Origin of the sequence: Cuneatibacter sp. NSJ-177, from assembly GCF_022867805.1 — a bacterium.
Lineage (GTDB): Bacteria > Bacillota > Clostridia > Lachnospirales > Lachnospiraceae > Pseudolachnospira.
In genome coordinates, this window is the sequence record NZ_JALIFO010000016.1 from 104,562 (window position 1) to 119,174 (window position 14,613).

At 52.6% G+C, this 14,613-nt stretch carries 15 protein-coding genes, 1 tRNA gene and 1 pseudogene; all 17 read right to left on the bottom strand.

Going from position 1 to position 14,613, the window contains the following annotated elements; all coding sequences use genetic code 11:
- Positions 1-68: 68 nt before the first annotated feature.
- Positions 69-2,012, bottom strand: a complete 1,944-nt coding sequence (gene lysS, locus MUB23_RS19430; protein WP_244802409.1) for a lysine--tRNA ligase — start codon at positions 2,010-2,012, stop codon at positions 69-71.
- Positions 2,013-2,092: 80 nt separating this feature from the next.
- A complete protein-coding gene (gene greA, locus MUB23_RS19435; RefSeq protein ID WP_244802410.1) occupies positions 2,093-2,569 on the bottom strand; it encodes a transcription elongation factor GreA in 477 nt (158 codons plus the stop codon).
- Positions 2,570-2,746: 177 nt separating this feature from the next.
- Positions 2,747-3,718 carry a tRNA dihydrouridine synthase DusB gene (gene dusB / locus MUB23_RS19440; protein WP_330641948.1) on the bottom strand — a complete coding sequence of 324 codons (972 nt, stop codon included), beginning with the start codon at positions 3,716-3,718 and terminating at the stop codon, positions 2,747-2,749.
- Positions 3,715-4,068: a DUF6145 family protein gene (locus tag MUB23_RS19445; protein ID WP_244802411.1), complete on the bottom strand. Its 354-nt coding sequence runs from the start codon at positions 4,066-4,068 to the stop codon at positions 3,715-3,717. Before MUB23_RS19445 ends, dusB begins: the two co-directional genes overlap by 4 nt.
- Positions 4,069-4,077: 9 nt before the next feature.
- Complete coding sequence (locus MUB23_RS19450; RefSeq protein WP_244802412.1) at positions 4,078-5,064, bottom strand: biotin--[acetyl-CoA-carboxylase] ligase; 987 nt, start codon at positions 5,062-5,064, stop codon at positions 4,078-4,080.
- 2 nt (positions 5,065-5,066) lie between these two features.
- Positions 5,067-5,369 carry a DUF6637 family protein gene (locus tag MUB23_RS19455; protein WP_244802413.1) on the bottom strand — a complete coding sequence of 101 codons (303 nt, stop codon included), beginning with the start codon at positions 5,367-5,369 and terminating at the stop codon, positions 5,067-5,069.
- Positions 5,370-5,402: 33 nt separating this feature from the next.
- The gene (tadA, locus tag MUB23_RS19460; RefSeq protein WP_244802414.1) at positions 5,403-5,927 is read right to left on the bottom strand and encodes a tRNA adenosine(34) deaminase TadA; all 525 of its coding nucleotides are present in this window, start codon (positions 5,925-5,927) and stop codon (positions 5,403-5,405) included.
- A gap of 74 nt (positions 5,928-6,001) precedes the next feature.
- Positions 6,002-6,074, bottom strand: a tRNA-Phe gene (locus MUB23_RS19465).
- 136 nt (positions 6,075-6,210) lie between these two features.
- Entirely contained in the window at positions 6,211-7,923 is a 1,713-nt protein-coding gene (locus MUB23_RS19470) for an ABC-ATPase domain-containing protein (protein ID WP_244802415.1), read from the bottom strand.
- Between the two features lie 249 nt (positions 7,924-8,172).
- Positions 8,173-9,102: a cysteine synthase A gene (gene cysK, locus MUB23_RS19475; RefSeq protein ID WP_244802416.1), complete on the bottom strand. Its 930-nt coding sequence runs from the start codon at positions 9,100-9,102 to the stop codon at positions 8,173-8,175.
- 13 nt (positions 9,103-9,115) lie between these two features.
- On the bottom strand, positions 9,116-10,399 hold the full coding sequence (locus tag MUB23_RS19480) for an O-acetylhomoserine aminocarboxypropyltransferase/cysteine synthase family protein (RefSeq protein WP_244802417.1): 1,284 nt from the start codon (positions 10,397-10,399) through the stop codon (positions 9,116-9,118).
- 249 nt (positions 10,400-10,648) lie between these two features.
- Positions 10,649-11,077: an RrF2 family transcriptional regulator gene (locus tag MUB23_RS19485; protein ID WP_244802418.1), complete on the bottom strand. Its 429-nt coding sequence runs from the start codon at positions 11,075-11,077 to the stop codon at positions 10,649-10,651.
- A gap of 5 nt (positions 11,078-11,082) precedes the next feature.
- A complete protein-coding gene (locus MUB23_RS19490; protein ID WP_244802419.1) occupies positions 11,083-11,559 on the bottom strand; it encodes an LURP-one-related/scramblase family protein in 477 nt (158 codons plus the stop codon).
- A gap of 266 nt (positions 11,560-11,825) precedes the next feature.
- Positions 11,826-11,957 (bottom strand): annotated as a pseudogene (locus tag MUB23_RS19495) (winged helix-turn-helix domain-containing protein); the annotation flags it as partial.
- Between the two features lie 41 nt (positions 11,958-11,998).
- Complete coding sequence (gene vanX, locus MUB23_RS19500; RefSeq protein WP_244802420.1) at positions 11,999-12,607, bottom strand: D-Ala-D-Ala dipeptidase VanX; 609 nt, start codon at positions 12,605-12,607, stop codon at positions 11,999-12,001.
- Positions 12,608-12,612: 5 nt separating this feature from the next.
- Positions 12,613-13,644, bottom strand: a complete 1,032-nt coding sequence (gene vanA / locus MUB23_RS19505; RefSeq protein ID WP_244802421.1) for a D-alanine--(R)-lactate ligase — start codon at positions 13,642-13,644, stop codon at positions 12,613-12,615.
- The gene (gene vanH-D / locus MUB23_RS19510; protein WP_244802422.1) at positions 13,631-14,608 is read right to left on the bottom strand and encodes a D-lactate dehydrogenase VanH-D; all 978 of its coding nucleotides are present in this window, start codon (positions 14,606-14,608) and stop codon (positions 13,631-13,633) included. The genes vanA and vanH-D overlap by 14 nt, the downstream gene beginning before the upstream one ends.
- Between the last annotated feature and the right edge of the window lie 5 nt (positions 14,609-14,613).

The following is a 14,613-nucleotide window of genomic DNA, read 5'->3' on the forward strand; positions in this document are numbered from 1 at the left end:
CTGCCTTCCATCCTCCCCATATTTTAATTATAAATTGTTGAGCATGTTCTCTTCACGAAGTTGTCTAATTAGTATAATTTTGCACCAGCAGGAATTCTATCATTTACTATCAACAGATTCAGTCCTTCATGCCCATCTTCTTCGTGTACTGCTGAAATCAGCATTCCACAAGAATCAATTCCCATCATCTTACGAGGTGGTAAGTTTGTGATTGCAATACAAGTTTTCCCAATCAGTTCTTCTGGCTCGTAATGTTCGTGAATACCACTTAAAATCACTCTGTCTGTACCTGTTCCGTCATCAAGAACGAACTTCAACAGCTTTTTACTCTTCGGAACTGCTTCACATTCTTTAACCTTAACTGCTCTGAAATCCGACTTCGAGAATGTCTCAAAATCAACTGTTTCTTCAAATAAAGGCTCAATCTTTACATTTGAGAAATCAATCTTTTCAGATTCGGTTGCAATCTGGTCGCAATTTGCTGTTGTATTACTCTTAGATACCCTATTTTCCTGCTTGTCAGAGCCCAGTGACTTCATTGTCGGGAACAGCAAAACATCCCGGATTGCCAAGGAGTCGGTCAGCAGCATACACATCCGGTCGATCCCAAAACCAATTCCCCCTGTCGGCGGCATACCGATCTCCAGGGCATTCAGGAAGTCTTCGTCGGTATGGTTTGCCTCCTCATCGCCCTGGGCAAACTGCTCCTCCTGGGCGGCAAACCGGGCTCTCTGATCAATCGGATCGTTCAGCTCCGAGTAGGCGTTGGCCAGCTCCCAGCCGTTCATGAAGAACTCAAAGCGCTCCACATATTCCGGATCGTCGGGTTTCTTCTTGGTCAAAGGAGAGATCTCCACCGGGTGGTCCATCACAAAGGTAGGCTGTACCAGATGCTCCTCCACAAACTCCTCAAAGAAGAGATTCAGGATATCGCCTTTCTTATGGCGCTCCTCAAATTCGATATGCTTGTCCTTCGCGGCCGCGCGGGCCTCCTCCAACGTATGAATCTCATGGAAATCCACGCCGGAATACTTCTTCACAGCGTCCACCATGGTAATTCTCTCAAAAGGCTTGCCAAGATCCATTTCGATCCCGTTGTACACAATCTTCGTGGTTCCAAGCACTTCCTGGGCCACATGGCGGTACAGATTCTCCGTCAAATCCATCATGCCATGATAGTCTGTGTACGCCTGGTACAGTTCCATCAGGGTAAATTCCGGATTGTGTCTCGTATCCAAGCCCTCGTTCCGGAAAACCCGGCCGATCTCGTAGACCCGCTCCAAGCCGCCGACGATCAGGCGCTTCAGATAAAGTTCCAGGGAGATCCGCAGTTTCAGGTCCTCGTCCAGGGCATTGAAATGGGTCTCAAAAGGGCGGGCCGCAGCGCCGCCGGCATTGCTGACCAGCATCGGGGTCTCCACCTCCATGAAACCCTGGCTGTCCAGATATTTCCGGATGGTGCTGATGATCCGGGAACGCTTGATGAAGGTATCCTTCACTTCCGGATTCATGATCAGATCCACGTACCGCTGGCGGTAACGCATATCGGTGTTGGTCAGGCCGTGGTATTTTTCCGGAAGGATCTGCAGGCTCTTAGAAAGAAGCGTCACCTCGTGGGCCTTGACGGAAATCTCACCGGCATTGGTGCGGAACACTTCCCCGCGGATGCCGACGACATCGCCGATATCAAACTTTTTAAAGTCCTTGTAGGACTCCTCTCCGATCATGTCCCGGGCCACATAAGACTGGACATTGCCGTCCCGGTCCATCACATTGCAGAAGGAAGCCTTTCCCATGACACGTTTGGACATCAGACGGCCGGCCACAGTCACTTCTTTGCCTTCCATCTCCTCAAAATGATCTTTGATCTCCTTTGTGTGATGGGTTGCGTCAAATTTCGTGATCACAAAAGGGTCCTTGCCCTCTGCCTGCAAATTGGCCAGCTTCTCGCGGCGCACCTGGCGCAGATGGCCGATGTCCTGTTCCTGGGGCATATTCTTGTTCTCTGCCATGGTTTTCCTCCGTCTTATCGTTTCGCGTTTCCGCGTTCTTTTTACAGGAATCAGGCGACCCCAAAAGGCCGCCCGAAAAATTATCCTCTATCGATTTCCAAAACCTCGTAGGTAATCGTACCAGCCTGGGTTTCCACTACGACCTCTTCTCCGATCTTTTTGCCGAGCAGCGCGCGGCCCACCGGGGATTCATTGGAAATTTTCCCTTTCAGGCTGTTGGCCTCGGTAGAACCAACGATCGAAAACTCCATGGTCTCGTCAAACTCTTTATCGTGCACCTTTACACGGCAGCCGATGCTGATCTTGTCCAGTTCCACCTCGTCCTCTACGACAACCTCAGCGTTTTTCAGGATTTTTTCTAATTCTTCAATTCGGGCTTCAATATCTCTTTGTTCGTCCTTCGCCGCATCGTACTCGGCGTTCTCCGAAAGGTCTCCCTGTTCTCTCGCTTCTTTGATCTTTTCTGCGATCTCTCTGCGTTTCACAACCTTCAGATTTGACAGCTCATCTTCCAGTTTTTTCAAGCCGGTATACGTCAGTATTTTTTTCTCCGCCATAATTCCTTCACCCTTTCCCAGTCTAAGCCTGGATGACATGGCAAATATTATACTCTAAAGCTTTTGCCTTGTCAACTGCATTCCCTATTTTATCGAAACCAGCCGAAACCCCTGATATTCCGCAAGTTTCAGGCAAATTTCTGTGCTAGTATATGAAAATTTTCCGGAAGTATTCCTTCATATATTAATGGGTTTTTCCGGAAAAAATTCTTCCACCAAACGCTCCAAATCTTCCATGGTCTCCACCGCATTAGCACGCCCCCGAAGCGCGGAAGCGTGGGGACACCCGGTCGTATACCAGGCCAGATGTTTCCGCATCTCCCTCATTCCGGTGTACTCGCCTTTATAGCGAAGCTGCAGCCGGGCATGGCGCAGAATCATCTCCCGAATTTCGAGGTGAGTCGGACGCTCCGGCAACGGTTCTCCGGAAAACAGCGCCCGGATCTCCCGGAACAGCCAGGGATTTCCCTTTGCCCCGCGGGCCACCATCACGCCGTCACAGCCGGTCTCCTCCGTCATGCGCAGCGCATCCGCAGCGCAAAAAATATCCCCGTTTCCGATGACAGGGATCGACACGGCATCCTTTACCTGGCGGATGATCGTCCAATCCGCTTTCCCCGAATAGTATTGTTCTCTGGTCCGTCCGTGGACTGCCACCGCCGCCGCGCCCGCTGCCTCAATCCTTTTGGCGATCTCCACGGCGTTGCGGCAGGAATCGTCGAACCCGGCCCGTATCTTCACGGTCAATGGCTTTTTCAGTTTCTTCGCCATAGCCTCCACAATCTGACTGACCAGAGACGGGTTTTTCATCAGAGCCGATCCCTCGCCGTTGTTTACCACTTTCGGCACCGGGCAGCCCATATTCACATCGATCCAGTCAAACTCTTCCTCGATGGACGCTGCCATCTCCGCCATCAGCTCCGGTTCCGAACCAAATAGCTGAACCGCTATCGGCCGTTCCTCCGGCTCGGACATCAGGAGAGCTCTGGTATTTTTACTCTTATAAAAGAGGGCTTTTGCACTGATCATCTCCGTGCACATTACGTCACAGCCCTGCTCCTTGCAGAGAAGCCGGTAAGGAAGATCCGTCACCCCCGCCATCGGAGCCAGAAAAACCGGATGCTCCCGGCAAAACTCACCCAGCCTCACGGTTCCTCATCCTCATCGTCATCCGGGATCTCACCCAGAAACACCACCTGAAAATAGCGTTCCAGGGCTAACATCAGTTCCGACTGCTCCCGCTGGATTTCCCTGATTTTCAGTTCGCTTCCAATCTCGTCAAAAAGATAATCCGCATCCTCATGGGAAACGTTTAAAGTCAGCGTCCCGTCCTCCAAAAATTCCAGGGTCAGCGTTCCGCCGATCTCCTCGGTAAAGAGCACGCAAAGGATTTTCAGCTCCTGCTTGACCTGCTCCGGAAGGCCGGAAAAGTCCTCGTTGAAATAATATTTCTGCTTGTAGGAATTGGCTCCGCAGAGCACGATCCGTTCTTCTTCCATCGCTTCTCCTTACACATATCCATATAAACCGCGGACGCTGACCTCGCCGGCGTTCACGGACTGAATCTTTCCTTCCGCATCCCTCACCAACAGTGAGCCTCCCGCATCAATGCCAAGGGATGTGCCGTCCCATCCGCCGGAAGGGGCAAGCACCTGCACCGGTCCGTTCATCCCGGCGAGAGACCGGTTGTAATCTTCCTGCAGCGCGGACAGATCTTCAGTCTGAAGGAATATTTCATAGTATCTCTCAAAAGCTTCCGCGGTCCGGGCCGTCAGCTCCGCACGGGAAAAATGTTTTCCCGTTTCCAGGAAAAGAGAAGTCGCCTTCTCCCTGACGTCCTCCGGAAATTCCACTTGATTGACGTTGATGCCGATCCCCACAACCACGTACTGGATATACTCTTCCTCCAGTATCATCTCAGTCAGGATCCCGCAGATTTTCTTTCCGCTCAACACCAGATCGTTGGGCCATTTGATCACCGGCGATAAGCCGGTCACCTGAAAGACACCGTCCCGCACGGCCAGGGCCGCCAATAAGGTAAGCATGGAAGCCTTCAACGGCGAAAATTTCGGCCGCAACACCACGCTCATCGCAATCGCCGCTCCCGGAGGCGGCGTCACCCAAGCCCGCCCGCGGCGTCCTTTTCCGCCCTCCTGCACGTCAGCCACCACCAGCGCGCCGTGGGGGGCGCCGTCGTCCGCCCACTGCTTGGCCCGCAAATTGGTAGAAAAAGCAATGCGTTCATGGGTTTCCAGCTCTTGTCCGGCCCATCGGCTTTTGAGAAGGCTTCCGATTTCTGCACCGGTCAGTACATCCGGCGCGCTGACCAGGCGATACCCTTTGTTCTGCACCGCTTCAATCTGATATCCTTCCTCTTTCAGACTGTTGATTGCCTTCCAGACCGCGGTCCTTGAAACGCCCAGAGCGTCACAGATCTCCTGTCCCGACACGTAGTCCCCGCTCTGGCGCAGCAGCAGCAATACTTTTCGCTTCATTGTTATGCCCAAACCACCTTTCCGCAGACAAAGGCCAACGCCAACAAAATCAGACCAAGCAGTGCGAAAGCCAAACCGGACATCCGGTGGGTGTTCCGCGCATCCCCCCGGAAACGGGCAAAAGCCAGCACGCCGTTCAAGGCTGCCGCATCCAGAAAAATCAAGGGAAACAGCTTCATCGAATGCTCCGGGTCCAAAAAGGAAACCGCCGCCAGCAAAACAGCGATGACGCAGGCTCCAATATGAAACCAATCGTAAAACTTTTCAAAGCTCCGGGAATTTCTTCCAAATTGAATTTGAGACATATGCGAAACCTTTCTGAGATTGACCCTAAACACCTACTCGCTGAGCGCGGATAGGTCGGAAGGCCTCTCCAGACGCTGCCGTTGTTCTTCCTTTTCCTTCTTATTGCGCCGCCGCAAGTCCCGGAAAAAGCGCTTTAGAATTTCCTGACATTCCGGCTCCAAAACCCCGGTCTCAACTTGTACCTGATGATTCCACTGGGGCATTTCCAAAATATTCAAAACAGAGCCGCCGCACCCGGCTTTCGGGTTCATGGCGCCGATCACGACCCGGTCGATCCGGGACTGAACCAGCGCGCCGGAGCACATCTGGCAGGGCTCCAAAGTCACGTACATGGTACAGCCCTCCAAGCGCCAGTCTCCCAGCTTCTTGCTCGCTTTATCAATCGCGATCAGTTCCGCGTGGGCCAGGGTAGTCTTCTTCGTGTTGCGCTGATTGAATCCGCGGGCCACGACCCGATCCCCGCATACGATGACGCAGCCGATGGGAACCTCGCCGAGGGCAGCTGCTTTCTCTGCCTGTTGCAGAGCCTTCTTCATAAATGCTTCATCGGAATTCAAAGTCTCCCCTCCCTGCCTCTTTTCCGGCGGTTCTGCCGGAAGCTTGTCCAGCTCGTTACTATAAAAAAAGAGCCTGCCCAGAGCCGGAATCGAACCAGCGACACGAGGATTTTCAGTCCTCTGCTCTACCAACTGAGCTATCTGGGCAAGAAATAAGGCGATTCATTCGCCATCGCCTTATTTTACTCGATTTTATACAGGCTGTCAACCGTTTTTCCAGGCTTGCAGATCGGCCTTTCCCGGTTTCCCCGTTTTGTCTTTTCGGCTGCCCTCCCCGTGTCTTTCAATACCGGTTCAGGCAGGCATAGATCTCCTGGATCCTGGGCATCGCCAATCCGAACGGGAGATAAGACAGGTCACTAATGGAGGCCAGCCCCTCCCTTTCAATCTTTGCGGCAACCTCCCGCACCACACCGGCCAGTTCCGGTTCCCGTCCCTCGGATTTTTCTTTGATGTACTGCAAGATGCAGCCTAGTGCCGCGGTCTGCTCCCGGTCCACCAACTGTTCCACATAGCGCAGGTCCACCGTGTCTTTCCCCAGCAGGAAGGAATCTTTTCCCAGCAGCTTCATTTTCAAGCGCTCGGTAACCATGCCGGTCCCGCGGTAATTTTTCCTCTTTTGTACGGTTGTCCCCGGCTGGAAATGGCGTTTCCTCTCCGGCAGGCAAAAGTTCGGCGCTTCGGTCTGGGGAGCCGGATAACCGGCCATGATCCGTTTGGCCTCCGCCGTGATGTCCACCGGCCGGTAGTGATCCATCTGCAAAACCGTGTCCGCGATATAGAAATAGGAGCCGCAGCTGCCCACCACGAGGATCGTGGAGACGCCTGCTTTCTGATACAGCTCCGCCGCCCGCTCCAAAAACGGTGTGATCGGCTCTTTCTCCCTGGTGATCACCTTTTGCATCAATTCGTCCCGCACCATAAAATTCGTCGCCGAGGTATCCTCATCGATCAGAAGCAGGCGGCTTCCCGCCTCCAGGCTTTCCATGATATTGGCAGCCTGCGACGTGCTTCCGCTGGCATCCAGAGTAGAAAAATCTTTGGTATCGCGGCCGTTCGGCAAGTCGTTGATAAACAGGGAGATATCCACGCTGCTGATTTTTCTTCCATCCTCCGCCCGGAGTTTCCACGCAGAATCCTCGGTGATTACGTATTCCCGCCCATCCCCGGCAATGTGGTTGTAGACACCTTTCTCCAGCGCCTGCAATACCGTGGATTTTCCGTGGTATCCGCCGCCCGCAATCAAAGTGATCCCCTCCCGGATTCCCATGCCGGAAAGTTCCCCTTTATGAGGAAGAGTCAGAGTGACCTCCATGGATGGGGGCGACTGGAACAAAACCGCTCCCTTCATCGGCCGGTCGGACACGCCGCTCTCCCTGGGCAAAATAGAGCCGTTGGCGATAAATGCCACCAGGCCGCGGCTGGTCAGTTCTCTTCGGATGGCCTGCTGGTCCTCTGCCAGAAAAAACACCTGCTCTACCTCCGCGGCCGGTAGACGGCGGTAAAAGAAGGTCTGTTCGATACTTTTCGGAAGAAATTCGAACAGGATTTTCTCCAATTCCAAAGCCTGAATGGTTCTCCCGTTGGCCGGGAACCCGACGTCGAAACGGGCTAAAATGCCGTCCGGCCGGATCTCGCAGGCCGTCCGCTCCAGAATTTCCTGACCGCAGCCGCTGACCGCGATCATTCCGCTTTTCCCCGATCCCTTGGCCTGAAAACAAAACCGGTCGGTCTGCGCCCGGAAGCGTCTGGTCAGATAGTCCTGTAAGGCAATACGGGTGTGCCGCTCCCGGTATAGATACTCCGGAAACCCCGCTTTTTCCTGCGCAATCCGGACGCTCAGTTTGGAGGGGGAGGCAAAAGGATCCCCCTGGACGTGATCAATGGAGAGCTGATAGGATCCAAAATCAAAGACCCCCTTCAGCGATTTATATGCCGGGTAGCTCTTCCGGTGTATCGCAAGGAGCTCGCGGCGAAGTTCTTCTGAATGTTTCATAACCCGTTCCTTTCCGGGCCTGACGGTCCGCACCGCTGCGGATTGATAGGCTCTTTCTTTTCCTTTTCATTTGCAAGATATCCAAGGATTCCCTGATATCTTTTCCATTATAGCACGAAGCCAAAGGTTGCGCTACTTTGTCTTTTTTTGCTTTACTCCGCTCTGTAAAAAATTGGGGAAAGGCAAGAAAAAAGCGGGACGATTCCAATCATCCCACTTTTCTCTCGATCCGGCGAATGCCAATTTCAGTTATTCTTGAAACATCGGGGTGGACAGATACCGGTCTCCATTGTCCGGCAAAATGACCACAATATTTTTTCCTTCATGCTCCGGCTGCAGCGCCAGACGAGTCGCGGCGTGAACCGCTGCTCCCGATGAAATACCCACCAGCAGCCCTTCGGTCCTTGCAATCAAACGGCCGGTCTCAAAGGCCTCCTCGTCCGTCACGGTCAGAACTTTGTCGCAAATGTTAATATCCAGGTTTTCCGGGACAAACCCGGCCCCAATCCCCTGAATCTTATGAGGCCCCGCTTCCCCGCTGGTTAAAACTGGCGATCCAGCCGGCTCCACGGCCACCACCAGGCAGTCCGGGTTCTTTTCCTTTAAATATGATCCGGTTCCTGTGACTGTCCCGCCGGTTCCCACGCCGGCCACCAGAATATCCACTTTTCCGTCCGTATCCTTCCAGATCTCCGGTCCGGTGGTTCTGCGGTGAATCTCCGGGTTGGCAGGATTGGAAAACTGCCTAGGGAGAAAGCCTCCCGGCAGCCCGGCAGCTAATTCTTCCGCTTTGGCGATTGCCCCCTTCATGCCTTTTGCCCCCTCGGTCAACACCAGCTCGGCTCCATAAGCTTTCATTAAATTTCGTCGTTCCATGCTCATGGTATCCGGCATCACAAGAATGATCCGGTATCCCTTGGCGGCGGCCACAGCCGCCAGCCCGATCCCGGTATTTCCGCTGGTGGGCTCCACGATCACCGAACCCTCTTTCAGCTTTCCTTCTTGTTCTGCCGCTTCGATCATGGCGAGAGCGATCCGGTCCTTTACGCTACCGGCTGGATTTTGCCCCTCCACCTTTGCCAGAAGTTTTGCTTTCAGCGCTTTGGTTTTTCCGTATCGCTGAAGCTCCAGCAGCGGAGTTTTGCCGATCAGCTCCGCCGCGGATTCATAATATGACATAGGAATTTCCTCCTTATTTGATTTTTTCAAATGCCTGTTCCAAATCTTCCAGGATATCGTCAATGTGCTCCGTTCCGATGGACAGACGAACGGTATTTTTCCCGATTCCCTGGTCCTTTAATTCTTCCTCCGAGAGCTGGGCATGGGTCGTGCTGGCCGGATGAATGACCAGAGATTTCACATCCGCCACGTTTGCCAGAAGGGAAAACAGCTCCAGATGATCGATAAACCGTCTGGCCTTCTCCTCTCCGCCTTTGATTTCAAAGGTAAAGATCGAACCGGCTCCGTGCGGAAAATAACGCAGGTATAAATCATGATCCGGACTTTCCTTTAATGACGGATGATGAACCGCCTCCACCTGGGGATGCCGGCTTAGGTATTCCACCACCCGAAGCGCGTTCTCCACATGGCGCTCCACCCGAAGGGAAAGCGTCTCCAATCCCTGCAGCAGTAAAAAAGCGTGGAACGGAGATAAAGTCGCTCCCGTATCCCGCAGCAGCACTGCCCGGATCCGTGTGACAAATCCGCCCGGCACATCGGCAAAGCAGACGCCGTGATAGCTGGGATCCGGCTTTGTCAACAGCGGGAATCTTCCGCTGGCCTTCCAGTCGAACCGGCCGCCTTCCACAATCACGCCTCCCAGGGTGGTCCCGTGGCCGCCGATAAATTTGGTGGCCGAGTGAATCACAAGATCCGCTCCGTGCTCCAGCGGGCGGAACAAATAAGGGGAGGCGAAGGTATTATCCACCACCACAGGAATTCCCTCTGCGTGCGCCACAGCCGCAACCGCCTCCACATCCGTCAGATTGGAGTTCGGGTTGCCGAGAGTCTCAAAATAGACGGCTTTGGTGTTTTCCCGGATCGCTTTCCGAAAATTCTCCGGATCGCCGGGCTCCACAAAGGTAGCCTCCACGCCGTAACTGCGCAGGGTATGGGCCAGCAGGTTGTAGGTTCCGCCGTAAAGCGTCTTAGCTGCTACAATATGATCCCCCGCGCCGGCCAGTCCCTGTAACGTATACGCGACAGCCGCCGCGCCGGAAGCCACCGCCAGGGCAGCGGCGCCTCCCTCCAATGCGGCAATCCTCTTTTCCAGTACCTCCTGGGTGGGGTTGGTCAAGCGCCCGTAAATATTTCCCTCGTCAGCCAGGGCAAAGCGGGCGGCCGCGTGCTCACAGTCCCGGAAAACATAGGAAGCGGTCTGATAAATCGGAACTGCGCGGGCTCCGGTTGCGGAATCCGGCTCTTCCTGTCCTACATGGAGTTGAAGCGTTTCAAAGCGATAATGTTTTGCTGTCATCTTTATTTTCTCCTTATGATTAAATTTTATTGATGGTTTTCAAGAGTTTTGATCACAGCAGCACATTCGGCCGAACCGGTAATTGATTCGGAGCAGAAAAACAAACAGTCGGCTCATCACTTTATCTCCTATCATTTTTATGGGTGTTATTTTACGTCAAAACTCCTACTTTGTCAATAGGAGTTTTCAAAAAATGGTAAAAATGATCAGCTTCCGCCAGGACTTCATCCATCCCGGCGGAAGCTGTCTTTATTTTTCTGGATTCCATTTTACGTTTCCCTGGATCAAATCTTCCAAGGTCAAGTGATCCAAATATTCGGAAATCAAACGATCCAGTTCCTTCCACATCGGCAGTGTCACGCAGCCCTCCGACCGGCTACAGTTCACTTCGCCGTCTTCCAGGCAGTGGACCGGCGCCAACCGGCCTTCGGTCAAACGAAGGATTTCTCCCACCCGATATTGCGCCGGAGGTTTGGCCAGGCGATAGCCCCCGTTTTTTCCCATGCGGCTTACCACAAGGCCAGCCCGGTTCAAAATCGCCATGACGGCTTCCAGATATTTCACAGAAATTTCCTGACGCCTCGCAATCTCAGACAGAGGGACATTCCCCTCCTCTTCCTGTTTTGCCAGGTCAATCATGATGCGGAGCGCATACCGCCCCTTCGTCGATACCATCATACCCGTCACCCTTTCCCGCCGGAACACTTTGCCGCGTCGATCGCCAGGACGATCATCAGGCAGAGCAGCGCGTCCTCCGGCTGGGCGATATCCAAAACATAGGTATCCGTCAGCCGCATCACTTCTTTGCTGGCGTGCATCACCAGCCCGCCCAGTGCGTCGGTCACCTTGTAATCCCATTCCAGCCAGTTTCCCTGGACCTGCCAGCCGTTGCAGTCCAGATGAAAGGACGGCCGGAACAAAGTGAATTCTTTTTTGATCTGGCCGATGTATTCGTCACCCAAATACATGGCAAAACGAGGGAGAAGCGTCAAAACCTCCTCCTTTACGGTTCCCACGTGATTCCCTTCACAGTCGTAGATTTCCAGGCAGTGCCCCCAGGACATCTTTCCCTTCACCGTGTATGCGGTTCCGCCAAATTCATCATAGATATCATAACTGTCAAACCAAGAAAATAACCGTTGCTTAAATAATAACCGCATGAATTCCTCCTTTTTCTAATCTCCGTCCCAATACCGGTGATCCCGATCTGTTTTTACTGAATCTGCCGGGATCTCTCTGTCCCGCAGCGTCCCCTTCGCTTATCATAAGTTGATTATACTGGAAGCCGAAAAGAAACACAATCCGTTCTTTTTTCCAGAGGGACTTAAACCGCAGCAGCATTTTCTTCGCAAGGCCTTCATTGGGTCCTTTAGGAAAAACAGCGCAAAGGCCACAGGGCAGGAATCACCTTACCTTGTGACCTTTCTTACGGCGCTTCAAATTTATAGCCAACATGGACAATACTTTTGATATAATCCGAGGCGTCCGGTGTAGTTTTCAATTTCTTTTGCAGACTGCTGATATGGTTATTGATCGTTTTCCGGGAATAGCAGGAAGAAGCCTCTTTCCAAGGTTGCTTCTTCTTTCAGCCAAACCCCATTACGCAACGGAAAAGTCAAAATAGGTATCCGGATATGGTTCGTCCTCTAAAACGTAATGCCACCATTCATAACGATACGATTCAAACCCGCTGTCTTCCATGATCAGGCGCAGGTACTCCCGATTTTTTGACTCTGCATCACTCAGTCCGCTTGCCGCATGGTGGGACCGCTCATCCATAAAATCAAAACCTCCGCCCATAGGAACCAGCATACCGGTGTCTAAATGAAAGATTGTCAGGTCAACCGCCCCTCCCCGGCTGTGGCTGGACTGGGAAGCCACATATCCCTTTGCAACCATTTCATCTCTGTTAATATTTGGATAATATCGTTTTTTCGTTAAATTGTTCTCCGGCTGGGAAGCCCAATTCAGAAAGCAGTCCACTGCGCGCTGGGGGCGATAACCGTCCCAGAGGAGCAAACCATACCCCAATTTTTCCGCCATCTTTTGGGCCTTGCGCAAAGCGGTTCCCAGCTCTATTGATCCTGCAACACGGTTCACCCGATATCCGTCCACCGGTTTTCCGGTAAAATTGTCCCACGTGGCATATTTGGCATCCCAACGAATCCCCGGCAGCATTACATCTAAAAAAACGAAGTTCTCTTCCATTGTACTTACCTCCTAAGCGACAGTTGAATCAGATGGTCGAATAATTCAGAAAGCGAAAACCCGGCGGCAATCATCATGCGGGGATAGCGGCTGTACGAAGTAAAACCAGGCATGGTATTCACTTCATTCAGGACAATGTGTCCGTCCTCCCGTAAAAACAGGTCCACACGGGCCAGTCCCCGGCAGCCAAGGGTCCGATAAATTTTCTTAGCTGTATTCTGAATCTGCTCCTTTACCTCCGCCGGCAGGCCAGCCGGGACCAGGATCGCTGCATTCTCAGAGCCTTTTTCCGGCTGCGCCTCTTGATGAATCTGGAAAAAACCATGTTTCAGCCGAATCTGATCCACCTCGCCTGCAATGAGATCCGAGCAATTCCCCAAGATGGCGCAGCCCACCTCACAACCGGTGACCGCCTGCTCAATCAAGATTTTGCTGTCATATCTTTTCGCTTCGTTTATGGCTGCCTGTAACTCCTCCTCCCGGCACACTTTATTTACGCCGAAGGAAGAACCGGAACGGGCCGGTTTCACAAAAACGGGAAACGCCAACTCCTCTGTTTCCAGACGGTCACCTTCCTGGATGGTCCAAAACTCAGGCACCTCGATTCCCGCGTCTTTCACAACCGTATAGGCGAGCGCCTTATCCATGCAGATCACAGAGCTTTGAACATCGCAGCCCACATAGGGAATGCCGGACAATTCCAGCAGCCCTTGAATGGACCCGTCCTCGCCGGATTTCCCGTGGATGATCGGAAACACCACGTCAACCGGCTGGAATTCATATCCCCCTTCCTTATGTATCAGCAGGCCATGGGTATTTCGATCCGGAGAAAATACAACCGGCCATTTGGCATATTTTTCCCACTCAGGGCAAGGTTTTCCGCACATTTTCCAGGCGCCTGACTTTGTGATTCCGATATAAAAAGGCTCATATTTTTTCGTGTCAAGATTGGCAGAAAGCTCCATTGCCGATTTTATCGAGACTTGATGTTCCTCGGAGCAGCCTCCAAAGAGGACTGCAACTTTAATTTTGTCCATTTCCCAGACTCCTTTCAAAATCCAAACAATTTTTGATTGTATTTCTCACCGTGTCAGCCAGCACCCGTTCCGTGTGGTAAGCTGTATGCGGCGTAATAATCACATTCGGCATTTCCTGAAGGACCGATAGGAACGGATGATCAATGGATTTTTGTGTGCAGTCATTGTAAAAGATTCCTTCTTCCCCCTCCAAGACATCCAAGGCCGCGCCCCCCAGCTTCCCGGCTTCCAGCCCTTCCACCAATGCCCCGGTATCCACTAAAGCTCCCCGGCTTGTATTGATGAAAAAGGCCCCCGGCTTCATTCTATTTATTTGTTCGCGGCCAATCATATGGCGCGTATCTTCCGCCAGCGGAACATGAAGCGTAACAATGTCACTGTTATTCAGCAGTTCATGAAATGGTACATAGTTGACTCCCGCTTTGTGATTCCGGTCATATGCCAATACCTTACAGCCAAATCCTTCCAAACGTTCCATAACGGCCTGCCCGATCCGCCCAGTCCCCACCACACCCACCGTCATATCCCGCAGTTCCTTCCCGCGAAGGTGATTCAGACAATAATTTTGTTCCTCCGCCCCGCGCATCACGGATTTTGTACCGCGCATCAGCATCAGCATCAGCATGATGGTATAGTCGGCGACGCTGCCCGGCGAATATGCCACGGTGCCGACGGCCATGCCCAGCCGCCCGGCCGCCCCGATATCAATATGGTCGAATCCGATGCTCCGGGTGCTGATATATTTTACCCCGGCATCCTTCAGCGCAAGGAGGAGCGGTTCCGACAGCTCCGCTTTATGGTTTACGCTGATACATCGGCACCCATCGGCAAATACTGCATTGTTTTCCGTTACAACATTTTTTACGAATAAGACTTGAACGCCAAATTCAGAGGAAAGTTTCTTGAACATTTCTGTTTCATCCGGCTCACATCCAAAAACAGTAATATCGATCTTTTTCTTCATTCCAT

Bases quoted from the DNA above. Each gene is read 5' to 3' on its own strand.
- cysK (WP_244802416.1), bottom strand. From the start codon at position 9,102: ATGTCATATTATGAATCCGCGGCGGAGCTGATCGGCAAAACTCCGCTG.
- MUB23_RS19450 (WP_244802412.1), bottom strand. From the start codon at position 5,064: ATGAAGCGAAAAGTATTGCTGCTGCTGCGCCAGAGCGGGGACTACGTG.
- vanX (WP_244802420.1), bottom strand. From the start codon at position 12,607: ATGGAAGAGAACTTCGTTTTTTTAGATGTAATGCTGCCGGGGATTCGT.
- MUB23_RS19445 (WP_244802411.1), bottom strand. From the start codon at position 4,068: ATGGAAGAAGAACGGATCGTGCTCTGCGGAGCCAATTCCTACAAGCAG.
- greA (WP_244802410.1), bottom strand. From the start codon at position 2,569: ATGGCGGAGAAAAAAATACTGACGTATACCGGCTTGAAAAAACTGGAA.
- MUB23_RS19480 (WP_244802417.1), bottom strand. From the start codon at position 10,399: ATGACAGCAAAACATTATCGCTTTGAAACGCTTCAACTCCATGTAGGA.
- vanH-D (WP_244802422.1), bottom strand. From the start codon at position 14,608: ATGAAGAAAAAGATCGATATTACTGTTTTTGGATGTGAGCCGGATGAA.
- MUB23_RS19485 (WP_244802418.1), bottom strand. From the start codon at position 11,077: ATGATGGTATCGACGAAGGGGCGGTATGCGCTCCGCATCATGATTGAC.
- vanA (WP_244802421.1), bottom strand. From the start codon at position 13,644: ATGGACAAAATTAAAGTTGCAGTCCTCTTTGGAGGCTGCTCCGAGGAA.
- MUB23_RS19490 (WP_244802419.1), bottom strand. From the start codon at position 11,559: ATGCGGTTATTATTTAAGCAACGGTTATTTTCTTGGTTTGACAGTTAT.
- MUB23_RS19455 (WP_244802413.1), bottom strand. From the start codon at position 5,369: ATGTCTCAAATTCAATTTGGAAGAAATTCCCGGAGCTTTGAAAAGTTT.
- MUB23_RS19470 (WP_244802415.1), bottom strand. From the start codon at position 7,923: ATGAAACATTCAGAAGAACTTCGCCGCGAGCTCCTTGCGATACACCGG.
- lysS (WP_244802409.1), bottom strand. From the start codon at position 2,012: ATGGCAGAGAACAAGAATATGCCCCAGGAACAGGACATCGGCCATCTG.